Origin of the sequence: Burkholderia cepacia (genome assembly GCF_001718835.1) — a bacterium.
Lineage (GTDB): Bacteria > Pseudomonadota > Gammaproteobacteria > Burkholderiales > Burkholderiaceae > Burkholderia > Burkholderia cepacia_F.
The window spans coordinates 1573471-1596382 of the sequence record NZ_CP013443.1; the positions used below are offsets into that span (position 1 = coordinate 1573471).

The window sequence follows — 22912 nt, forward strand, 5'->3', positions numbered from 1 at the left end:
TTCGCTCGCCAAGACCGAATGACGTTGGAAATGATGGGATCTATGGATCTGGACCAGATTGTCGCCGACGCGCAGCAGTCCTTCGAACAGGCTGCCGACATCACCACGCTCGAAAACGAGAAAGCACGATTTCTCGGCAAATCGGGTGCGCTGACCGAGTTGCTGAAGGGCCTCGGCAAGCTCGATCCCGAAGCACGCAAGACCGAAGGCGCACGCATCAACGTCGCGAAGCAGCAGGTTGAAGCCGCGCTGACCGCACGCCGTCAGGCACTGGCCGACGCGCTGCTGAACCAGCGCCTCGCCGCCGAGTCGATCGACGTGACGTTGCCGGGCCGCGGCGCCGGTGCAGGCAGCCTGCATCCCGTGATGCGCACGTGGGAGCGTGTCGAACAGATTTTCGGCTCGATCGGCTTCGATGTGGCAGACGGCCCCGAAATCGAGACCGACTGGTACAACTTCACGTCGCTGAACAGCCCGGAGAACCATCCGGCGCGTTCGATGCAGGACACCTTCTACGTCGAAGGCAAGGATGCCGACGGCCGCCAGCTGCTGCTGCGCACGCACACGAGCCCGATGCAGGTGCGTTATGCCCGCATGAACCGTCCGCCGATCAAGGTGATCGCGCCGGGCCGCACGTATCGCGTCGACAGCGATGCGACCCACTCGCCGATGTTCAATCAGGTCGAGGGGCTGTGGATCGACGAAAACATCAGCTTCGCCGATCTCAAGGGCGTCTATACCGACTTCCTGAAAAAATTCTTCGAGCGCGACGACATCCTCGTGCGCTTCCGTCCGTCGTATTTCCCGTTCACGGAACCGTCGGCCGAGATCGACATGATGTTCGAGCAAGGCAAGAACGCCGGCAAGTGGCTCGAGATTTCCGGTTCGGGGCAGGTGCATCCGACCGTGATTCGCAACATGGGCCTCGATCCCGAGCGCTACATCGGCTTCGCGTTCGGCAGCGGCCTCGAGCGCCTGACGATGCTGCGCTACGGCGTCCAGGATCTCCGGCTGTTCTTCGAGAACGACCTGCGTTTCCTGCGCCAGTTCGCGTAACGCCGCGCGCCGCGCCGACCTGTGCCCGTGCACGCCCCGACGGACGATCCGACGGGGCCCGGGCGTCGATCTAACCTGTTTCGAACGTAGACATCCATGCAATTCCCTGAATCCTGGTTGAGAACCTTTGTCGACCCGCAGCTGACGACCGACGAACTGTCGCACGCGCTGACGATGGCGGGGCTCGAAGTCGAATCGCTGAGCAAGGCTGCGCCGCCGACGTCGAAGATCGTCGTCGGCCGCGTGCTCGAAGTCGTCAAGCATCCGGATGCGGACAAGCTCAATGTCTGCCAGGTCGATGCCGGCACCGGCGCGACGCTGAATATCGTCTGCGGCGCACCGAACGTCGCGCCCGGCATCAAGGTGCCGGTCGCGCTGGTCGGCGCGGAACTGCCGCCGGCGGAAGAGGGTGGCAAGCCGTTCGCGATCAAGCTGTCGAAGCTGCGCGGCGTGGAGAGCCAGGGGATGCTGTGCTCGGCGCGTGAACTGAAGCTGTCCGAGGATCACAGCGGCCTGCTGGTGCTGCCGGAAGATACGCCGGTCGGCCAGGACATCCGCGAGACGCTCAATCTCGACGACACGATCTTCGAAATCAAGCTGACGCCGAACAAGGCCGACTGCCTGTCCGTGTTCGGCATTGCGCGCGAGACGGCCGCGATCACCGGCGCGCCGCTGACGCCGGTCGATATCCGCCCGGTGCGCGTCGAACTCGACGAAACGCTGCCGGTGCGCATTGCCGCACCGGATCTGTGCGGCCGCTTCTCGGGTCGCGTGATCCGCGGCGTGAACGCGCGTGCGAAGACCCCGCAGTGGATGGTCGAGCGCCTCGAGCGCTCCGGCCAGCGCAGCGTGTCGGCGCTCGTCGATATCTCGAACTACGTGATGTTCGAGCTCGGCCGCCCGTCGCACGTGTTCGATCTCGACAAGATCCACGGCGGCATCGAGGTGCGCTGGGGCAAGCGCGGCGAATCGCTGAAGCTGCTCAACGGCAACACGGTCGAGCTCGACGAAACGGTCGGTGTCATTTCGGATGACCGCCAGGTCGAGAGCCTGGCCGGCATCATGGGCGGCGACAGCACGGCCGTCACGCTCGATACGACCAACATCTACCTGGAAGCCGCGTTCTGGTGGCCGGACAGCATCCGCGGCCGTGCGCGCAAGTACAACTTCTCGACCGATGCGGCCCATCGCTTCGAGCGCGGCGTCGATTACGCGACGACCGTCGAGCACGTCGAGCGCATTACGCAACTGATTCTCGAGATCTGCGGCGGCAAGGCCGGCCCGGTCGACGATCAGTCCGTGAACCTGCCGCAGCGCGCGCCGGTGAAGATGCGCGTGTCGCGCGCAAACCGCATCATCGGCGTGCAGATCGGTGCCGACGAGATCGCCAGCATCTTCACGCGCCTCGGCCTGCCGTTCGAGCGTGAAGACGACGCGTTCCTCGTCACGCCGCCGTCGCATCGCTTCGACATCGAGATCGAGGAAGACCTGATCGAGGAAGTGGCGCGGATCTACGGTTTCGAAAAGATTCCGGCGCGTCCGCCGGTCGCGACGAGCGAGATGCGCGCGACCAACGAGACGCGGCGCTCGATCCACGATATCCGTCACGCGCTCGCCGCGCGCGACTACGCGGAAACCGTCAACTTCAGCTTCGTCGATGCGGAGTGGGAGCAGGATTTCGCGGGCAACGACCAGCCGATCCGCCTGCTGAACCCGATCGCGAGCCAGCTCTCGGTGATGCGCACGACGCTGTTCGGCAGCCTGATTTCCGTGCTGCGCCACAACCTGAACCGCCGTGCAGATCGCGTGCGCGTGTTCGAGGCCGGTCGCGTGTTCCTCGCCGACTCGTCGGTCACGTCGGGCGAGCTGACGGTCGAGGGCTACGTGCAGCCGAAGCGCGTCGGTGCGCTTGCCTATGGCCCGGCGCTCGACGAGCAGTGGGGCGTGGCGACCCGTGCGGTCGATTTCTTCGACGTGAAGGGCGATCTCGAGGCGCTGCTCGCGCCGGTAGCCGCACGCTTCGTGAAGGCGGAGCATCCGGCCCTCCATCCGGGGCGCAGCGCGCGAATCGAAGTCGACGGCCGTGCGGTTGGCTGGATCGGCGAGTTGCACCCGCGCCTGATGCAGAAGTACGAGCTGCCGCACGCTCCGGTGATGTTCGAAATCGACGCGGACGCGCTGATTGCGCGTGCATTGCCCACGCCGACCGATGTGTCGAAATTCCCGCCGGTTCGTCGCGATATCGCCGTTGTCGTCGATCAGGCGGTCGAGGTTCAGGCACTTTTCGACGAAATGAAGAAGGCGCTTGCCGAAGAGGCCTGCCGATTCGTTCAGAAGGTTGTACTCTTCGACGAATTTCGTGCAAAATCAAATACTTCCGGTGGCCTTGCCGCGCACGAGAAGAGCCTTGCCTTCCGCGTGACGCTGCAGGACGCGGCTGGCACGCTACAGGACGAGATCGTCGATCAGGCGATCCAGGCGCTGGTCGAGCGGATGGCTCGCGCCGGTGCGCGCCTGCGCGGCTAAGGAGGAGGTCCGCCCGCTCGCGGGCGGTCTTTTCCGACCGTAAGTTTTGATTTAACGCGCTGTATGGCAGATATGAACGACATGACCTCGAGTGAATTCGAAGCCCTCCTGACGGCGCAACGCAGCGCCATGAACCGCGACGCTTCGGCGCCGGCGTCCACCGAGACGCCCACGCTGACGAAAGCGGAACTGGCGGAGTTGCTGTTCGACAGCGTCGGGCTGAACAAGCGTGAAGCGAAGGACATGGTCGAGGCGTTTTTCGAGGTGATTCGCGACGCGCTCGAAAACGGCGAAAGCGTCAAGCTGTCGGGGTTCGGTAATTTCCAGCTGCGCGACAAGCCGCAGCGTCCGGGCCGCAATCCGAAGACGGGCGAGGCGATTCCGATCGCGGCCCGCCGGGTGGTAACCTTCCACGCGAGCCAGAAGCTGAAGGCGCTGGTCGAAAACGGCGCGGAGTAAGCCCCCGCGCGCTGACGTCCCCGCGCGGCCGCCGCGCACCCTTTACCGACGGTTAACCGACGATGACCACTACGGTTGAGAAAGTCGTCTTGCCTCCGATTCCCGCGAAGCGCTACTTCACGATCGGTGAAGTCAGCGAGCTGTGCGGGGTCAAGCCGCATGTGCTGCGTTATTGGGAACAGGAATTTACTCAACTGCGGCCGGTGAAGCGGCGTGGCAATCGTCGGTATTACCAGCACCATGAAGTGCTGCTGATCCGGCGGATTCGCGAGTTGTTGTACGAGCAGGGATTCACGATCAACGGCGCGCGCAACCGGCTCGATTCGCCGGGGGGCGGCGAGCGCAGCCCGGCGCCGGAGCTCGAGCCCGACGCGCCGGGTGCGGAAGTGCGCACGGCCGCGTCGAGCCGGCCGAGTGCGACGGTCGACGTCGCCGCGCTGCGGCAGGCGCTGCTCGACGTCATAGAAGGATTGAAGCGCGGCTGAAGGCCGTTCGCGCATACGACGAAGCCCGGAAGGCGTTCAGCCTTCCGGGCTTTTTTGTCGCCGCTTGCCTGGACGATTCAGCGCGCGGCGAGCGGGTTCGGCTGTCCGAGGTCGACGACCAGCGTGCCGTCCGGCAGCATCCGCACGGAACCTTGCGCGACCTGGCTGCGATAGCCGTACAGGTCGAAACGCATCGGACCGGCCTCGGCCGAATTCCTGATCAGCGCGCGCACGTTCAGTTCGAGCACGTTGAACATCTTCATGTCGCCGCCTTCCATCCACATGTAGCTGGGCGAAGAGATCGGCGGACGCTTAGGCGCGGGCGCGTCCGGCACGCGCTGGAACGTGAGGCGCAGCCCGTCGCGCTCGACCGTTGCCTGGCCGAGCTTGCCGTTCAGCACGGGTGGCGGGAACACGGTGTACTGGTCGAGCACGAGCGTGTCGCCGCGCAGTTCCGCGCCGCGACGCTGCAACGGCGTCAGCGAAGCGAGCTCGATGCCGAGCGAACGCAGCAGCTTCGCCTGCGGAATGCCGAGCACCGACACCTGGGATGGCTTGAACGCGAGGTGCCGGTCGTCGAGCACGGACAGCGAGCCCTTCATGTCGGTCGGCAGCCAGACGCCCGGCACATGGTTCCACAGCTTGATGCCGCCCTGGACGCGCAGGTTCGTGCCGTCCGCGCTCAGTTGCAGGTCGTTGAGCGAGCGCGGCGAGTAGTCGAGCAGATAGTTGTTGAAGAGCGCGGACATCGCCTTCCACGATTCGACGACCGTGCCGCCGAGAATCCGGATGTCGTACTGGTTCGGGTCGTCGAGATCGACGGGTTCGCCGGGCCGCTTCGATACGAGTTCAACGTCGAGATCCTCGACGTGAAAGCCGATATCCCCGGACAGGTTGAAATCGACGTTGCGCAGATGGATCGTCGGGTTGCGGTTCGACACGTGCCGCTCGTTGAACGGTGCGTTCTTGCCGCGGCGCATTGCGACCTTCTGCATGCCCGTCCGTGCCGCGTCGCCGGCCGCGAGCGCATTGGCTTCCCAATGCTGGCGTATGTCGCGCAGCGCAGTCTGCTGCGCGGCGAGGAAGCTGTCGTTCAGGCGCGCGGCCGCGTTGCCGAGCAGCGCGCCGCTGGCCGGGCCCGTGTACGAAGGCATCCGGATCGCCATCGCACCGCTTTCGTCGAAATTGAAGTAGCCGGCCGACACCTGGTCGCGATAGTGATACAGGTCGAATACGAACGTCTGGTCGCGCTTCGCCGGATCGACCGGGCCGATCAGGATGTCCGCGTTCATCGGCATCGAGCGCATGAACTTCGCGTCGCCGCCTCGAATGTACATGGCCTGCTGGGGCGCGTTCGCAGGCATCGCGAAGCCGGCGCGCGTGCCGTCGTCGAGCTTCAGGTCGAGGCCGGCCGGTGTCACGCGCACCGCGGTGATCGTGAGTTTCAGGCGCGGCGGCGGCATCAGCTTGTCGACCGACATCACGAGATCGTCGCCGGCGAGTTGCGCGATCGGGGTCTGGACTTTCAGCAAGTCGGCCATTTTCACGTTGGCCGCGCGCATCACCGGCTGCGCGTTGATCCCCGAGACGCGCACCCCCGTCGGATGGAACACGAGCTGGTTGCCGTCGCGGATCGCGAGCGTGCCGGTCAGCGAGAACGGTACCCAGCCGTCGCGCTGCATCTCGCCTTGGAGGTGAATCACGCCGTCGCCGGCCGACACCGCGAGCTTGCGCAGCGGCGCGTTGCGGTAGCCGAAGATGTAGGTGTTGAAGAGCGCGGTCAGCTTCGCGTTGTCGAGCGTGACCGTGCCTTCGTGCACGTCGATCTCGAAACTCGTCGGATCGTCGAACACGATAGGCGCGCCGGCCTGCGTCGGCACGAGCGTAGCGGACAACTGATGGATGAAGAAGCCGAGGTTGTTGACGATACGGAAATCGACGTCGCGCAGGAACGTCATCGCGCCGTTCTGGCCTGAATCGCGCAGCGTGAACTGGCGCGGTTGCGTCAGGCTGATCGAGGCGAGCGACGGCACGGTGCGTGCGACCTGCTGCTCGCGGGCGAGGCGTTCGGCCTTGGTGCGTTCGATCTTCGTCGATGCGGCGCTCGCGTTGCCGTCGCGTTGCGCGGCCGGCTCCGCGCAGCCCGCGCCGAGCAGGGCGAGCGCAAGTGCGCCGCAGCCCAGCGCATGCGTGGTCCGGCGTGATGCGGCGCCCGCAACGCGCTGCGTGCCGGAAATCAATCGGGGTGTTGCCAAAGGCGAGCGATGGCCGCGCCGGACCGCATTCCGCATCGTCTGTCTCCGTATCTTGTTTTGATCGTCCGCCGCATGCGCGCACCGGGCGCGGCATCCTGCGTCGATGCCGTGCAGTGTGGCATAGCGGGCTAGAGCGGCGTTACCAAACAGCGGGGGGCGGGGACGAACGTGGCGGAGAGGCGATGCGGCAAAGGTTGCGGGGTGGCGCGCCGGCACGATCAAACGACCGTATGAACCTCGTTGCGAGTCGTCCAATGTGCGCAAATGGGCGCGTGCAAGATTCGTATTCAGAAAATGCATGCGACCCGTTCTAAACCGGGAAAGTGTCTGTTATACTTTCTTTTTTCGGGGCGTAGCGCAGCCTGGTAGCGTACCTGCATGGGGTGCAGGTGGTCGGAGGTTCAAATCCTCTCGCCCCGACCAGATCAAAACCCGCGACAGCATTAGCTGTCGCGGGTTTTTCATTTTCCGGCTGCGCATTCGTCCGCGGTCGATTCTCTCCGTCGTTGCGTGGAAATGCCAGCGGCAACGGCTCGGTCCCGGCCTCCAAGTGGATCGTCCAGGCCGCATTCCCGCTTGTGCCGAGTTCAGGATGGCGCAGATTCCTCATCCCGGAACCTCAAGTTTTTCTCTGTTCAGCCGATACGTGCTGAAGGGCATCAACGATTCGTCCCTCTGAAGCCGACCTGCCGAACCTCGAGTCTGAGCTCCCGCACGTCCGTTGATCGATTCTCCACGCTATATGCACATCGCTTAATTCAAGTTTTTTCCTTTGCAATCCAAGTCCCGCCAGCATTGCATGGCGCGTCTGAATGCCTCCGGTAGCGCCCGGAGCACCTTGTTGCACCCCACAGATTGATGAATCAAATCGCCACAACAAGAACAAGCATTGTCCAGCCCGCGCACGGGGATCCACAGATCGCTGCGGCAGCAAGAACGAGCCATCGCACCTACCGCCCCGACATCGACGGCCTGCGGGCAGTCGCCGTGATGGCCGTCGTGGCCTTTCACGCCTTTCCGGACGTAATACGAGGCGGATTTGCCGGTGTGGACATATTCTTCGTCATTTCCGGCTTTCTGATCTCCCGCATCGTCATGGACGGCGCCCGGGCTGGGAATTTCAGCTTTGTCGACTTCTATATCCACCGAATCCGCAGAATCGTTCCCGCGTTACTGGTCGTTCTTGTCTCGTGTTATGCGGTCGGTTGGCATCTGCTGGGCGAAGGTGACTTCGGTTTTCTCGGCAAGCACGTCGCGGGTGCGGCCACGTTTGTGTCGAACATCGTTCTTTGGAAAGAGAGCGGGTACTTTGACCCGGACGGTTCGACGAAACCGCTGCTGCATCTGTGGTCGCTGGGAGTCGAAGAGCAGTTTTACATCGTCTGGCCGGTCGTCATCCTCGCGGCGGTCGCATTCCGGCGGCGGCTCTTGCTCGGCATCAGCGCCATCGCGATTGGCTCGTTTGCCTACAATACTTGGCTCATTTCGATTGGCAGTGCGGGCGCGTATTACTCGCCGCTGTCGCGCTTCTGGGAATTGCTCGCCGGCGCCCTCGGCGCATATCTGATGCGGGAACACGAAGCCCCCGTGCAACGCTGGCGAGATCGTTTTGGCGGCGCTGCGGCGCTGGCCGGTTTCGTCCTGATCGCCGGAGCGATTCTCCTGTTGCAGAAGGACCTGCCGTTTCCGGGATGGCGGGCAATCCCTCCCGTTCTCGGCGCCCTGTGCATCATCCTCGCCGGGCCCGACACCCCGTTCAACCGTCATGTCCTGTCGAACAGGGTACTCGTGTGGATCGGCCTGATCAGCTTTCCGTTGTATCTGTGGCACTGGCCGATACTTACGTTCTGGAACCTGGTGATGACCGAAAAGGCGTCGACGCTCGAAACCGCGGGCATGGTCGCACTCGCCGTCTTCCTGGCCTACCTGGTCTACGAGTTTGTAGAGCGTCCGATCCGTCGGCGCGGCGGCCGAAAGGTAACTGTCGTGCTGGTCATCCTGCTGATCGGTATCGGATATGCGGGCTACAACGCTTTCGTCAGGGGCGGGCTGCCGTTTCGCAGCGTCGTCAAGCAGGAGCTTCGCCAAGACATCGATGCGTATATTGGTGAACCCGCAGCGGCCATCAACTGCTCCGTAACCGACGACGGCTTCGTTCCGCCCAAGTCGTGCCTGGATGCTGCCGGAAGCGCAGCCGCGCCGCTCGTCTTTCTTTGGGGCGATTCTCACACGGCGAACGTTTCTTATGGGCTCACATCGGACAAGCTCAAGGAGCTCGGCATTCGCCTTGCCGTTGCGATGAAGGGCGGCTGCCCGCCCGTCATCGGCTATCAGCCGACCCAATCGCCAAGGTGCGAGGATTTCTACGTGCGCAGCCTGGAAAAACTCCGGGCGCTCAAGCCGGATGTCGTCATGCTGACCGGGTCGTGGTCGCTCTATTTCGAGAAGAAGGGGTATAACAGGCTTGATTCAGCGGCGTTGGCCGACACGATCCGGGCCATCCGGCAGATGGGGGTCAGGAAAATCATTGTCGTCGGCTGCTTCCCGGTTTTCGAGATCAGCCTGCCCAAACTGGGTGGAAGGGTGTTCATCCCGAATGAACGGGATCGCACATTCGAGCGGTTCGACACGACGCTCTACGGAATCGATGCGCGAGTGAAAGAGGTGGCCGCTAAGGCTGGGGCGGACTTCATCTCTCCGTTGGACAATCTATGCAACAAGAACGGGTGCGTGATTTCCGCCTCCCGCACGAAATACATCCCGGTCGCCTATGACGTCTCGCACATGACATATCCCGGGTCCGGGTATTTCGTTGACAGGGCGATCCGCAAATCGACGTTCTCGCTATCCATTCGGCGTGATGCCCCTTAATCCCATCCCGGGCATGATGGTACCCGGGAATGCATGGCTGCCACGGTGCACCATCGGAATGTGCCGAACGATGAAGGGCGGCACGTTACCGACAGACAATGCGTCATATTTTGTCTCCCGACCAGGCTGGCACCCGCATCAGTCAAGGCTGTCGCGGGTTTCTCCGTGCAGCGGAGGGCTCGCGCCACACGCCGACCAATCCGCCGGCCGGCACGGCGCATGCCCGCTTTTTGCACAGCCCGCCGTCGCACCGGTAAAATGCAAGGTTGATCCACGGAAAGCGCCGTGATTTAGCGGAAGAGGATTCCCCGAACATGACTGATCTTCGTCTTACCATGCGGTTCGCTGCAGTGCTCGCCACCGGCGCGCTCGTCGCCGGTTGCGGTACGTCGTCGCCCACGAAAGTGGACTACAAGAGCGATTCGAAATCGAAGGAAGCGTCGCTCGCAGTGCCGCCCAACATGCTCGACGAGACGGCCGATCAGCGTTCGCTGCCGCCCCAGGGCGGCGCGACTTCCCTGTCCGCGCTTCAGCAGGTCCAGCAGGCGGCGCCGTCCACCGATGCCGTCGTGCCGCCCGTGACGGGCATGCATATTCAGCGCGACGGCACCGAGAGCTGGCTCGTGATCGACGGCAAGCAGCCGGCCGACGTCTGGACGCAAGTCCGCCGCTTCTGGCAGGAGCAGGGCTTCCTGCTCGTCGTCGACCAGCGCGACAAGGGCGTGATGGAAACCGACTGGAACGAAACCCATCCGCAGATCAACGACGGCCTGATCCGCAGCGTGATCTCGAAGGCGATGGGCAACTCGTACGTGACGGCCGAGCGCAACAAGTACCGTACGCGTCTCGATTCCGCGCCGAATGGCGGCACCTACGTGTTCATCAGCCAGAAGGGGATGCGCGAAGCGATCACGGGCGCGAACAACGATTCGAGCAAGTGGGAACCGAAGCCGAACGATCCGGCGCTCGAGACCGAATACCTGAAGCGGTTGATGGCCGTGCTCGCACAGAACGAGCAGCGCGCGAAGAACGGCGAGCCGCCGATCGCGAATATCAGCGATACCCCGCCCGCGAAGGACAAGAAGGGTGCGGCGGACGCGTCGTCGAAGGCGGCGGCAGCGGCCATCGCGACGCAAAACGTCGCGCGTTCGTCGTCGCAAGGAACTGCAGACGCGAGCGATGCGGTGCCGTCGGAAGTCACGCTTGGCGAGCCGTACGACCGGTCGTGGCTGCACGTCGGTCTCGCGCTCGATCGCGCGAACTTCACGGTCGATGATCGCGATCGCTCGAAGGGCCTGTATTTCGTGCGTTATGTCGATCCGAAGGATCTGACTTCGGCCGAGCAGGGCTTCTGGAGCCAGCTGTTCCACGGCAAGAAGGAAAAGCAGGCGAAGCAGTACCGGGTCAACGTGAAGGCGCTCACGGCCGACCAGACGCGCGTGGCGGTCGTTGACGATTCGGGCGCGATCGATTCGTCGCAGCCGGCCCGTCAGATCATGGGGTTGCTCGTGAATCAGCTCCGCTGATCGCAACGCCCACTCTGCTGCATTCGGGAAAGCCCGCCAGTTTTCTGGCGGGTTTTTTTTCGTTGTGCGCCCAGCATGGGCGCACTCCTGCGGGTGTAAGTCCCGCCATGAGCTGGTCACGGCGAATGAAGTGAAGCGGTGAAGCGCAACTGCACGAGGGCGACCGAATGTGGGGAGGAAGCGTGGAGCGTAAATCGCGAGCCGATGGACAAGAACTGCATAGAAGGCGCTGCCGAGCAGGGCGAGCGGGCCGTGAACCGCGAAGCTCTCGTGACCAAGGCGAAGTGGCGTAAATGCAGCGGTTGTGCGATGAAGGAGTGCGTTCTTACCTGGGGACGCCTCGCCTCATGCCTGAAAGGGCGACGGTGACGAACCGGAGCGAGGTCTCAGCAGAGGTCATAGTAGCCACAGGACAGGCCGGTGAGGCTGAAGCTGGTGGCGAAGGACCGAACGGGAAGGAGTGTTCAACGACATGCCGACGCAACAGGCAAGGCGTCAGATGCCCGCGCGAGCGGGGCGAGCGGTGGCGGCGCGCGGTGAAGCCGCGCGTGAAGCCGTGCGCGACGAAGCCTGCGGCTCGCGGCATGAGACGAAGAACACAGGGTCAGCGCTGCTGGAAGCGGCGCTGACGAGAGAGAACCTGCGGCAGGCGCTTAAACGGGTGCGGGCCAACAAGGGTGCGCCGGGTGTTGACGGTCTGGACATAGACCAGACCGCGCGCCATCTGGTGACAGCCTGGCCGGCAATACGGGAGCAGCTGCTGCGGGGAACGTACCGGCCGATGCCGGTGCGACGGGTGACGATCCCGAAACCGGATGGTGGCGAGCGCGAGCTTGGCATCCCGACGGTGACGGATCGGCTGATCCAGCAGGCGCTGCTGCAGGTACTGCAACCGGTACTGGCCCCCACCTTCAGCGAGCACAGCTACGGCTTCCGGCCAGGGCGGCGTGCGCACGACGCGGTGCTGGCCGCGCAGTCGTACGTGCAGTCGGGGCGGCGGATCGTGGTGGACGTCGACTTGGAACGATTCTTTGACCGGGTCAATCACGACATTCTCATCGACCGGTTGCAGAAGCGTATCGGAGATCCAGGAGTCATCCGGCTGATCCGGGCGTACCTGAACGCAGGTGTGATGGGCGATGGCGTGGTGCAGGAGCGGCATGAGGGGACGCCCCAGGGCGGTCCGCTCTCACCGTTGCTGGCGAACGTGCTGCTCGATGAGGTGGACAAGGAACTGGAGCGACGGGGTCATTGCTTCGTGCGCTACGCCGACGACGCGAACGTGTACGTTCGCTCACGCCGTGCGGGTGAACGGGTGATGGCGCTGTTGCGCCGGCAGTACGGGCGGCTACGCCTGAAGATCAATGAAGCCAAAAGCGCGGTGGCAAGCGTGTTTGGTCGCAAGTTCCTGGGCTACAGCCTCTGGGTAGCTGCGGGCCGTGTGATCAAACGCAAGGTGGCAGTCAAACCATTGGCCACGTTCAAACAACGCGTGCGGGAACTGACGCGCCGGGGCGGATGTAGTCTGGCGCAGGTGGTGGGGAAGCTTCGCCCCTACCTGCTGGGCTGGAAGGGCTACTTCCGTCTGGCGCAGACGCCGGGGGTGATGCGCGAACTGGACGAATGGGTGCGCCATCGCCTGCGCGCGATCCAGTTGAAACACTGGAAGCGCGGCACGACCATGTACCGTGAGCTGCGCGCACTCGGCGCGACCCATGATGTTGCGCGACAGGTGGCGGCCAACAGTCGTCGCTGGTGGCGCAACAGTGGCAAGCTGCTCAACGGCGTGCTGCCCATTGCATGGTTCGACCGACTCGGCTTACCCCGACTCTCCTGACCTCAACTACCCGAACCGCCCGGTGCGGACCCGCATGCCGGGTGGTGTGGCAGGGGCGTAGCCTGTTGGCTACCCCTATGCCGATTTTCGGCGCCCGCGCGTGCTGTTGTTTTTGTGTCGTTTCCGGATCGGTCCCCGCGACGTGACGTTACGTAACGTTCGAGCGTTACGGGCGACAGGACGTATGTCGTGCCACGTTGCTTCAAAAATTTCCCTTTTAAATCAATGCGATGGTGTCTGTTAAGTCTCTGGCATGAAATCTGCTCTTTATAGGCAGATCATCAGGGCAGGGAGGATTGCGCCAGATCCCGGACACGCGTCGCGAGCGCGTGACAAACGGTATCGACGCCTCAAATGCCGGCGCAACCCGCGCTGGCGCAATCGATGACGATCCCGCGCGCGTGCGCGGATCCCGATGGCCCCGTCGCCTATCCTCGTAGGGCGACGGTTTCGCCCGCGCTTCTCTGAAGCGCGGGCTATTTTTTTGATTCTTCACGGATTCGCGTATGCCCGGTCTCTTTCGAGACCGAGGAGGCTGGAATGACGGAAATCGCAGTCGTCGCGCTGATCGTGGCGAGACCGGGTGAGGGGGGGAGCTGCGTGCCGTGCTCGAAGGGATCGTCGAGCCGACCCGCAACGAAGCAGGCGCACTGCAGTACGACCTGCATCGGGATCTCCAGGAGCCCGCGCGGTTCGTATTCGTCGAGCGTTGGGCGTTGGGCGAGCGAGGCGGCATTGGCTGCGCATGCGCGTTCAGCGCACATTCTTGCTTATCGCGAAGCGGCCGCGGACTGGATCGAGCGTTCCGAAATCCGCGTGCTGTCGAAGCTCGTCTGACGGCTGGGCGGCCGAACCGCCCGGCCGGCGGGCGTCAGTGCGACGTGTTGGGGACGTCGAGGATCAGGATGATCGTCCAGTCGGCGTCGCCGTCGTGATGATACTGGCGCTCGGCGACGATGAACGGTTGCTGTTTGCCTTGCGGGCCGAGGAAGAGCACGTCGCCCTCCATCGGCAGGCATTCGATCGGCGGCAGCGCGAGGAACGCGTCGGCCGAGCCGCGGGGCATCAGTTGCTTGATCTGGCGAGTGGCGGCTTCGGTCCACTCGATGTCGAGTTGAATGTTGCTCATGCTGTCCTCCGCACCGGGGTGCGCACGGGTGGAAAAATTCGGTGCGCGACTTTAGCACAGCGCACGCGCGCCGCAACCAAAAAAGCCGAACCCGGTTGCCCGGATTCGGCTTTTTCTTGTGCGGTGCCGCCGAACTTACTGGCTGGCCGCGTCGGCCGGAGCAGCCTTCTTGCCGGCCTTCTTCGCTGCAGCCTTGTGATGAGCAGCCTTCTTGCCGTGGTGATGCTCTTCCTGCATCGCCGGCTGTGCGGCTTCGGCCGCTTGCTGCTGCTGCAGCGCCTGTGCGCGCTGCTCGATCTCGGAGATCTTGGCCGGATCGGTAATCGTCTTGATTTCCGTGCTCTCTTGCGCATACGCTGCGCCAGTCAGCGCCGACATCGCTACCAGGATAGCCAGGGACGTCTTCTTCATTGCTTTACCTCCGCTAAGTGGTGATGAACCCGAGTGTTGCCGTTTTGTCTGGCGACTGCAATCGAGTGCGTGTCGAGTGTAACAAAAGTGACGGATCAATGTGCATCGGATCGCGGCCGGACGCAAGGCCGCGTTGAAGTCGCGCAACACTTCGCACACTTCGTCACGCGCTTGCCATGCGGCGCTGTGTTGCCGACGCATGTGTGAAGGTGTCCTCAGAACCACCCGAGCCGGCTGTACACGTGAAATTGCGCGATGCCGATCAATTCGTGCAACGCGTGCTCGGCGTTGATCAGATTCTGCCGGCGCGGCAGCCAGCCTGTTTGCGCGCGGCGGCGATTCGCATAAACGGGCTGCGGGTCGATCCCGAAGTGGTGGAAATCGAGTAATGCGCGGCGCATCTGATATGACGAAGTGACGAGGATCGTCGCATCGACATGCCGTGAGCGTAGTATAGGTGCAGTGAATTTCGCGTTTTCGTAGGTTGTGCGGCTGTTTGCTTCGAGCATGAGGTCACGCGGGTCGACGCCTTGGGCGACGAGATAGGGCGCATAGGTTGCGGCCTCGGTCGCGCCGTGCCGCTCGGGATCGCCGCCGGAGACGATGACCGTGCAACGTTCTGCGCGCTGTCGGCAATCGCGGTACAGCGCGGCGGTCTTGCGAATGCGGGGGAAGCCGTCCGTGCGCGGCTCGAGCCGTCCGTCGATGCGCCGCGTTCCCGTGCCAAGCAGGATCAGCGCGGTTTGCCCGTGCATGTCCGGATGCTCGACGGGTGTCACGCCCGCCTGCGACCATGCGATCAGCGGCGCGGTGAGCCAGCCTGTCGCCAGCAGCCAGAACAGCGCGAAGGCGACGGCCGCGATCGTGCGTCGCCACTTGCGGCAGAGCATGAAACAGATGAAGAGAAGTACAAATGAATCGAACAGAATCAATTTGATTGGGGTATGGTGTCTTTTTATGGACGGCTGACGATCCGGCCCTGACGCGACGCCGAGCGTCCAGCCTCCTGAACCGGTGGTGGCGCCGGCGGGCGGAGACCCCGCCCGGCGCGCCGCTTCGCATTGTCGCTGCACTTTAAGAAAGAATCGAGATGGCCACGTATTCCAACGAAGCGGTGCTCGACGCATTGAGACGAGTGCAGTACCGCCAGGTACCGTGGGCACGCCGCCCGGGCGTGTTCGAGTATCTCCGATCGCTCGGGCTGATGGACACGGTCAGGCAGAAAACCGTTGCCCCCGCGCCGGGCTTTCACGCACCGGTCGACATCGCCGTGCTGACCGAAAGCGGTCGAGCCGAGTTCTCGCGCCTCGAGCGCGACGAGAAATTACTTTCCTGGACCGATCGCAGGATCGAGGATTACGCGCTGAGCGAAGCGAGTGCCGTGGCGATTCTCGAAAGCCGTCTGTAGCGCACAGGCCCGCCGGCAACTCGGCGAAAAAAAGCCCGTATCGCGAGGATACGGGCGTACCGGATACTTTTGCTGTTGCCACGCTGTGCTCATGGCAACGTTGTTGACTCGCCACGCATCGCGCAGTTCCCGGACGCAGGCAAATTCTTTGATGAAGACGGGCGGGGCGCCCGGTTACGGACGCCCGGTTACGGATGGCGGCGCGACTCCTGCGGTGGCAGGCCGACGCGTGCGCGGGCATTGCTGGCGATGTCGCCGCGCAGGTCGCCGCGCGGTACCGTCTGGTTGGACTGTTCGGCGCCGGGCGGCGCATGCAGATTACCCTTGTGTTCCTCCTGGCGGTGCGGCTGCCTGGCGTGGTCGTCCGCGTGCACCGGCAAGGCAAGCGCCAGGGAAATGACAATGCCGCATGCGACGAGCAGTGACATTGGTTTCATGGCGGGGCTCCCTTCAAGCCACGCGGCCTGTTGATATGTCGCTAAGGTAAGCGTGGGAGTACAGGCTTGCTGTAAATATTGGTAAATAGATGTATCGCTGCGCGACAGCGGGGCCCGGCGACGCGGCCCGTTCCGCGTGGCCGTTGCCGAAAAGAAACCGGGCGGCCGAAGCCGCCCGGTTCGGTGTCCTTCCTTTACGCCATCTTGACGGGCGCGCGCCAGGATTCCGGATTGGTCCAGAAGGCGCCGCGCAGCCGGTCGCGGCTCGGCGGGGCGGGCGGCTTCGCCGCACTCGCGCCGATGCGCCCGCGCAGGGAGATCTGCCGGCCGCTCGTGCCGAGTCGCTTCACGATTTCGGCGAGCGTGCCGTCCGCCTGCCATTCGTCGAAGCGACGGCGGCAAGTCGGCGGCGACGGATAGCGGCCCGGCAGCTTCGACCAGCCTTCACCCGTCGACAGCACCCACAGCACGGCGTTCACCACCGAGCGGGCTTCCACGCGGGGGCGGCCGCGCCGCTCGCTCCGTGCGGGTTCCGAGCAAAACAGACCCTCGACCAGCGCCCACTCGTTATCTCTCAAATCGTCGAACAGCATCATGTCCTCACCTCAGCGAAGCTAACTCCGGTGCGCTGCCCTGCGCCGCGCACTCTTCAAGCACTCGAGCGTCGAGTGCCGGGTGGGGGCGTCCGGTTGGCCGGCAGCGGCATTTCTGCTCTTCCGTCCGACGAACCTGCGCCCTGTGCGCCAGGTAATGCACGAAGCGTGCCATGTCGGAGGTAATTCCCTCGAGAGCCGCTTGGCAGCGAGCTAACGGCTAAGTCAGCTAGGGGCGTATAAGACGCCAAAATAACCCGCCAGCAAATCGGGACAATCACCAATCTTGTGCAGTTCGCCCGCACCACGTGCGTTCGCGTATGTATTGCACCGCAGCGAAACATGGAAGCAGGTGCCTGATTCGCACATCGACGCCGGAATCGCGCATTAAAATCGCGCATCGATATCGACGATTGATGAGGTCAGGAAATGAACGTCACGCTGCGCCAGCTTCGCGTCTTCATCGAGGTAGCGCGGCTCAGGAGCTTCAGTCGTGCGGGCGACGAAATCGGGCTCACGCAGTCCGCGGTCAGCCGCTGCGTGCGCGAGCTCGAGGCCGAGCTCGGGTTGAAGCTGATCGATCGCACGACGCGCGACGTGCAACTGACCGATGTCGGTGCGAACCTGATCGCGAGTGTGTCTCGTCTGCTCGACGATCTCGACGACACGCTGCGCGAGATTCGCGAAATCGGCGAGCAGCGCCGGGGGCGCGTGATCGTCGCGGCCAGCCCGACGATCGCATGCCGGCTGATGCCGCGAGTGGTTGCGTCGTGCGAGCGCCAGTTCCCGTTCGTGACGCTGGGCTTGCGCGACGACGTGCAGAGCGACGTGTTGCGCAAGGTGAAGTCGAGCGAGGTCGATTTCGGCGTCGTGATCGGGCCGCTCGCGGTCGGCGATCTCGTCTGCGAACCGTTGATGACCGATTCGTTCTGCCTTGTCGCGCGCGCCGACCATCCGCTCGCGGCGCGTGCGGAGGTGCCCTGGACGGCGCTGGACGGCGAGCGCCTCGTGCTCCTCGATCATGCGTCGGGAAGCCGGCCGCTGATCGATGCCGCGCTGGCCGCCCATCGTGTCAACGCGACGGTCATGCAGGAGCTCGGGCATTCGGCGACCGTGTTCGGCCTCGTCGAGGCCGGCGTCGGGGTGAGTGTGCAGCCGTGGCTGTCGCTGCCGCTGCCGGCCGGCTCGACGCTCGTCGCGCGGCCGCTCACGCCGCGCACCGAACGCACGGTCGAGCTGGTGCGCCGCCGCGACAGGTCGCTGTCGCCTGCCGCTCAGGCGATCTGGGAGCTCGTGCACCAGATGCCCGCCCGGGCCGAGGATCTCGACTGACGGCGCCGCCGGCCCGCGCCCGCCCGTCCCGCCGTCAGCGCCGTTACACTGCGGAACATGTTCCTCCGGGGCGAGATCCGATGACGAATTCTTCTGGTTGCCGTCCGGCGACGGGCGAGCCGGCGGCGCGCGATGCGGTGCACGCGCTGCGTCCGTCGCTGATCCGGGAGGTGGCAAACGCCGGCTTCGGCGTGCCGGACATGCTGCCGTTCTGGTTCGGCGAATCCGATCGCGTGACGCCGGACTTCATTCGCGACGCCGCCGCGGCGGCGCTGCGCGACGGCGCAACCTTCTACACGCACAACCTCGGTACCGTGCCGTTGCGCGACGCGATCGCGGCCTACGTCAGTGCCCGCCACGGTGCGACGTCGGCCGACACGGTGGCCGTGACGAGTTCGGGCGTGAGCGCGCTGATGCTGGCCGCGCAGTTACTGGTCGGTCCGGGCGAGCGCGTCGTCGCGGTCACGCCGCTGTGGCCGAATCTTGTCGAGATTCCGAAGATTCTTGGGGCGCGGGTCGAGTCGGTGCCGCTGCGTCACGGCGCGACGGGCTGGCGGCTCGATGTCGACCGGTTGCTTGCGGCGCTGACGCCCGATACGCGGATGCTGCTGATCAACTCGCCGAACAATCCGACCGGCTGGACGATGTCGCGCGACGACCAGCAAGCCGTGCTCGCCCATTGCCGCCGCCACGGGATCTGGCTGGTTGCCGACGAGGTGTACGAGCGGCTCGCGTTCGGCGCGGACGGCGCGCCGTCGTTCCTCGACATCGCGTCGCGCGACGAGCGGGTCGTTGTCGTGAATTCATTTTCGAAGGCGTGGGCGATGACGGGCTGGCGCCTGGGATGGCTCATCGCGCCGGCAGCGGTGATGGGCGACCTGTCGAAGCTCGTCGAATACAACACGTCGTGCGCGCCGGGTTTCGTGCAGGCTGCGGGTGAAGTCGCGCTGCGCGATGGCGAGTCGTTCGTGCGGTCGTTCGTCGCGGCGCTGCGTGATGCGCGCGATCACCTGGTTGCCGCGCTGCGCACGCTGCCGGGCGTCGAGGTGCCGCCGCCAGCGGGCGCGATGTACCTGTTCCTGCGCTTGCCCGGATCCGAGCAGAGTCTGGCGTTCTGCAAGACCCTGGTGCGTGAAGCGGGGCTCGGCCTTGCGCCCGGGCGCGCATTCGGTCCGGAAGGCGAAGGGTTCGTGCGCTGGTGCTACGCATGCGATCCGGCACGACTCGACGCGGGTGTCGAGCGGCTGCGGCGGTTTTTGGCGACCAGGGCGGCGTCGCGCTGAAACGGGGCGGGACCGTTCCGGCGGGGCGAGAGCGGGCCGGCCCGACTCATCTTTACGCACCGGGCAATTTTGCGTAATATGGCGCTCAGTCACGCGGTTCCGTCGTTGAGCCGTGCTGTTCCGTCCGGTTTGGGCCTGGCCTGAAGTTGGTTCGCCGCCCCCGGTTCGTGCTCCCATCAATATGACCGATCAGAATCGGGCGAGCGCGTCTTCCGTTCCTTTCGTCTGTTTGTTGATCCGGTTCGTTTGACCACAGGGTCTGGCCTAGCTGCATGAATACCCAAGAGGCGAAGATCGTCCTCGAGACTGCTTTGATCTGCGCGCAGGAACCGCTGAAGCTCGGCGATTTGCGCAAGCTCTTTGCCGACGGCGTGTCGGCTGACACGGTCCGCACGTTGCTCGAAGATCTGAAACAGGATTGGTCCGGCCGCGGCGTCGAACTGGTGGCGCTGGCGACCGGATGGCGCTTCCAGAGCAAGCCGGCGATGCGTCACTATCTGGATCGCCTGCATCCCGAGAAGCCGCCGAAATATTCGCGCGCGGTGCTGGAGACGCTCGCGATCATCGCGTACCGGCAACCCGTCACGCGCGGCGACATCGAAGAGATTCGCGGTGTCACGGTCAATACGCAGGTGGTCAAGCAACTCGAGGATCGCGGCTGGATCGAAGTGATCGGTCATCGTGACGTGCCGGGGCGCCCGGCGCTGTATGCGACGACCAAGCAGTTTCTCGACGACCTCGGCCTGAAGGCGCTCGATGATCTGCCGGCGCTCGAAGAGCCGGCCGCGAACATCGAGGCTGCGCTGCTGGCGCAGCAGGCGATGGATTTCGAAGACGGCGCGCCGGCCGCGGAGGATGCGGCAGCCGCGGACGACGCGGCGGCGGATGCGTCCGGATCGGCGCAAGCGCCCGCGCGGCCCACCGGCGCAGAGGCCGGCGGCGCCTCGGCGCACGAATCGCCGGACCGCGATACGCTCGCGGTTGAGGGTGCGGGAACAGAAGAAGCCGACGTCGAAGCAACGCCGGCCGGTGTGCAGCCCGAGCCGCTGCGCGCGGATTGGAGCGAGGAAGATCGCAAGCCGGCCGCCGAAGCGGTTGCCGGAGACGGAACGGAAGCGGCCGGCGACATGCCCGGCGAGGCTGGCCAGGCCGACGCCTCCCGTTCCCGTCCCGCGGACGGCGAGATGCTGGACGACACGTCCGACAGTCTCGCCGATGCCGTACGAAGCGCCAGTGCACCCATCGGTGTCGACGCGCTGCCGGACGACGAAGCAGAACCCGAACAGCGTCGCGCCTGATCGCGGCCAACTTCTTGCCGCGCCCGCGCCGGGCGCGAGACCTGACATTTTGAGGTTGTTTTGACAGATATCCACGATATTGAATCGTCCGCGCCTGCCGTACAGGCAGCGCGTGCCGACGATGCACCGGAGCAGGGCGCTCCGGCCGAGGGTGGCGACGAGCGTCCCCGCCGCGGTCTGCGGCGAGGCCCGCGCAGCCTGATCGCGCGACGTCGCGCGGCGGCCAAGTCGAAGGGCGCCGAGGGTTCGCCGCAGGGCGAGGAAGGTGCGGAAACGCCTGCCGCGGCAGCGGAAGCGCAGCAGCCGGCGCGTGCGCCGCGCAAGGAAGGCGCGGCCAGGAGCGGTCGCAAGCCGGCGGCCAAGCGAGAAGGCGCGGCGCGCCAGGGCGGCCAGGGCAAGCGCGGTGGCGCGGCCAGTGCCGCCGGCACGACCGGCGAAGCGGCCCAGGACGAACTGTTCGCCTACGTGACGTCGCCGGCATTCGACGCCGACAACTCCGCGGGCGGTAGTGGCGTGCGTGCGCCGATGCTGCGTCGCGGCCGCAACCAGCCGGCGAACAAGCGTGTGCTGTCGCCGGACGACGACGCGCCGAAGCTTCACAAGGTGCTGGCGGAAGCGGGCATGGGCTCGCGCCGTGAGATGGAAGAGCTGATCGTCGCCGGCCGCGTGTCGGTGAACGGCGAGCCCGCGCACATTGGCCAGCGCATCATGCCGACCGACCAGGTGCGGATCAACGGCAAGCCGGTCAAGCGCAAGCTGCCGAACAAGCCGCCGCGGGTGCTGCTGTACCACAAGCCGACGGGCGAGATCGTCAGTCACGCGGATCCGGAAGGCCGTCCGTCGGTGTTCGACCGCCTGCCGCCGATGAAGACGGCAAAGTGGCTCGCGGTCGGCCGCCTCGACTTCAATACTGAAGGTCTGTTGATGCTGACGACTTCGGGTGACCTCGCAAACCGGTTCATGCATCCGCGCTACAGCGTCGAGCGCGAATACGCGGTGCGCGTCGTCGGCGAACTGGCCGAAGGCATGCGTCAGAAGCTGCTGCATGGTGTCGAGCTCGATGACGGCCCGGCGAACTTCCTGCGCATCCGCGACGGCGGCGGCGAGGGGACGAACCACTGGTATCACGTCGCGCTGGCCGAAGGCCGCAACCGCGAAGTGCGCCGGATGTTCGAGGCGGTCGGCCTGATGGTGAGCCGCCTGATCCGTACGCGTCACGGCCCGATTCCGCTGCCGCGCGGTCTGAAGCGCGGCCGCTGGGAGGAGCTCGACGACACGCAGGTGCGCAAGCTGATGGCGACTGTCGGCCTGAAGGCGCCGTCCGAGGAGAAGGGCAAGCGCGGCGGTGCCGGCCAGGCCGAGCGTCGCCAGCCCGATCCGATGCAGACGTCGATGGGCTTCATCAGCCGCGAGCCGGTGTTGACGGCGCACGGCAACCTCGAGCAGCCGCGGCGCGGCCCGCGACGTGGCGCGGCGGGCGGCTTCGCCGGCCCGAGCGGCTTCGGCGGCGGCATGCCGGGCATGTCGGGCGGCTACGGCAGCGGCCAGCGTGCGGGCGGCGGGCGCGACGTCGACGGCAACCGCGCGTCGTACGGCGCGGGCGGCAACAAACGTGGCGGCGGCGCCGGCAAGGGTGGCGGCAATCGCAATCCGAACGGCAATCGGGCTGAAGGCGCCGGCAGCGGCGGTTCGCGCGGCGGCCAGCGTCCGCAGCGGAATCGCTCGCGCGGCCGCTGAGCTGCGGATCGCGGCGCAACCTGCCGCATCTCGCCGGCGAAATCGGTTTGAAGGTCCGGTTTTGCCGGCGGGCGCTTGGCGTTTGCGCCAAAAATCGCTATAATCGCGGAGTCGCTGGGCGTACGGATTCAATGTGCGGCTCAGGTGCGACCACCAGTAAGAAGATGGGCGTTCCGCCCATTTTTTTTTGCTGAAACGGTTAGGCATCTCGGGTAGCGCTTCCTGCGCCGGCTAAGGCGCGCGCCCGCGGGTGAATCGCGAGCGGCGGG

Annotated in this window: 17 protein-coding genes, 1 tRNA gene and 2 pseudogenes; 14 read left to right on the forward strand and 6 right to left on the reverse strand. The window is 65.0% G+C overall.

The annotated features are described in order from the left end of the window. The first annotated feature begins 42 nt into the window (after positions 1-42). From pheS to WT26_RS10690, 4 genes are all read left to right on the forward strand, one after another. Entirely contained in the window at positions 43-1056 is a 1014-nt protein-coding gene (pheS, locus tag WT26_RS10675) for a phenylalanine--tRNA ligase subunit alpha (RefSeq protein WP_021162419.1), read from the forward strand. 96 nt (positions 1057-1152) lie between these two features. After that, entirely contained in the window at positions 1153-3582 is a 2430-nt protein-coding gene (pheT, locus tag WT26_RS10680) for a phenylalanine--tRNA ligase subunit beta (protein WP_069272829.1), read from the forward strand. A gap of 72 nt (positions 3583-3654) precedes the next feature. Further along, a complete protein-coding gene (locus WT26_RS10685; protein ID WP_006486093.1) occupies positions 3655-4041 on the forward strand; it encodes an integration host factor subunit alpha in 387 nt (128 codons plus the stop codon). Between the two features lie 62 nt (positions 4042-4103). Next, positions 4104-4526 (forward strand): MerR family transcriptional regulator, encoded by a 423-nt coding sequence (locus tag WT26_RS10690; RefSeq protein WP_069272830.1) that lies wholly within the window; start codon positions 4104-4106, stop codon positions 4524-4526. A gap of 77 nt (positions 4527-4603) precedes the next feature. Here WT26_RS10690 and WT26_RS10695 read toward each other — a convergent pair whose 3' ends face one another. After that, a complete protein-coding gene (locus WT26_RS10695) occupies positions 4604-6817 on the reverse strand; it encodes a hypothetical protein (protein ID WP_069272831.1) in 2214 nt (737 codons plus the stop codon). A 310-nt stretch (positions 6818-7127) separates the two neighbouring features. Here WT26_RS10695 and WT26_RS10700 point away from each other — a divergent pair. The 5 genes and pseudogenes from WT26_RS10700 (at position 7128) to WT26_RS10720 (ending at position 13852) form a co-directional block, all read left to right on the forward strand. Next, positions 7128-7204 (forward strand) — tRNA-Pro (locus WT26_RS10700). Positions 7205-7639: 435 nt separating this feature from the next. Continuing rightward, entirely contained in the window at positions 7640-9652 is a 2013-nt protein-coding gene (locus tag WT26_RS10705) for an acyltransferase family protein (protein ID WP_080485642.1), read from the forward strand. A 314-nt stretch (positions 9653-9966) separates the two neighbouring features. Then, positions 9967-11178, forward strand: a complete 1212-nt coding sequence (gene bamC, locus WT26_RS10710; RefSeq protein WP_069272832.1) for an outer membrane protein assembly factor BamC — start codon at positions 9967-9969, stop codon at positions 11176-11178. Between the two features lie 472 nt (positions 11179-11650). Then, positions 11651-13015 carry a group II intron reverse transcriptase/maturase gene (gene ltrA, locus WT26_RS10715; protein WP_069270103.1) on the forward strand — a complete coding sequence of 455 codons (1365 nt, stop codon included), beginning with the start codon at positions 11651-11653 and terminating at the stop codon, positions 13013-13015. Positions 13016-13555: 540 nt separating this feature from the next. After that, positions 13556-13852: pseudogene (locus tag WT26_RS10720) on the forward strand (putative quinol monooxygenase). 34 nt (positions 13853-13886) lie between these two features. Here WT26_RS10720 and WT26_RS10725 read toward each other — a convergent pair. The 3 genes from WT26_RS10725 to WT26_RS10735 form a co-directional block, all read right to left on the reverse strand. Further along, on the reverse strand, positions 13887-14144 hold the full coding sequence (locus WT26_RS10725) for a hypothetical protein (RefSeq protein WP_021162409.1): 258 nt from the start codon (positions 14142-14144) through the stop codon (positions 13887-13889). 135 nt (positions 14145-14279) lie between these two features. Then, on the reverse strand, positions 14280-14555 hold the full coding sequence (locus tag WT26_RS10730; protein WP_069272833.1) for a hypothetical protein: 276 nt from the start codon (positions 14553-14555) through the stop codon (positions 14280-14282). 215 nt (positions 14556-14770) lie between these two features. After that, positions 14771-15487 (reverse strand): YdcF family protein, encoded by a 717-nt coding sequence (locus WT26_RS10735; RefSeq protein ID WP_069272834.1) that lies wholly within the window; start codon positions 15485-15487, stop codon positions 14771-14773. 158 nt (positions 15488-15645) lie between these two features. Between WT26_RS10735 and WT26_RS10740 the strand changes: the two genes are divergently transcribed. Then, positions 15646-15963, forward strand: a complete 318-nt coding sequence (locus WT26_RS10740; protein ID WP_069272835.1) for a hypothetical protein — start codon at positions 15646-15648, stop codon at positions 15961-15963. A 188-nt stretch (positions 15964-16151) separates the two neighbouring features. Here the strand turns inward: WT26_RS10740 and WT26_RS10745 are convergent, their stop codons facing one another. Then, positions 16152-16400 (reverse strand): hypothetical protein, encoded by a 249-nt coding sequence (locus WT26_RS10745; RefSeq protein ID WP_069272836.1) that lies wholly within the window; start codon positions 16398-16400, stop codon positions 16152-16154. Positions 16401-16597: 197 nt separating this feature from the next. Beyond that, positions 16598-16993, reverse strand: a pseudogene (locus tag WT26_RS10750) (transposase); the annotation flags it as partial. A gap of 429 nt (positions 16994-17422) precedes the next feature. On the opposite strand from WT26_RS10750, the gene WT26_RS10755 reads away from it, so the two are divergent. From WT26_RS10755 to rluB, 4 genes are all read left to right on the forward strand, one after another. Further along, positions 17423-18325, forward strand: coding sequence for a LysR family transcriptional regulator (locus WT26_RS10755; RefSeq protein ID WP_069272837.1), 903 nt, complete (start codon positions 17423-17425; stop codon positions 18323-18325). Between the two features lie 80 nt (positions 18326-18405). Then, the gene (locus WT26_RS10760) at positions 18406-19608 is read left to right on the forward strand and encodes a pyridoxal phosphate-dependent aminotransferase (protein WP_069272838.1); all 1203 of its coding nucleotides are present in this window, start codon (positions 18406-18408) and stop codon (positions 19606-19608) included. Positions 19609-19880: 272 nt separating this feature from the next. After that, entirely contained in the window at positions 19881-20906 is a 1026-nt protein-coding gene (gene scpB / locus WT26_RS10765) for an SMC-Scp complex subunit ScpB (protein WP_069272839.1), read from the forward strand. Between the two features lie 60 nt (positions 20907-20966). Next, positions 20967-22643, forward strand: coding sequence for a 23S rRNA pseudouridine(2605) synthase RluB (gene rluB / locus WT26_RS10770; RefSeq protein WP_069272840.1), 1677 nt, complete (start codon positions 20967-20969; stop codon positions 22641-22643). Positions 22644-22912 lie beyond the last annotated feature (269 nt).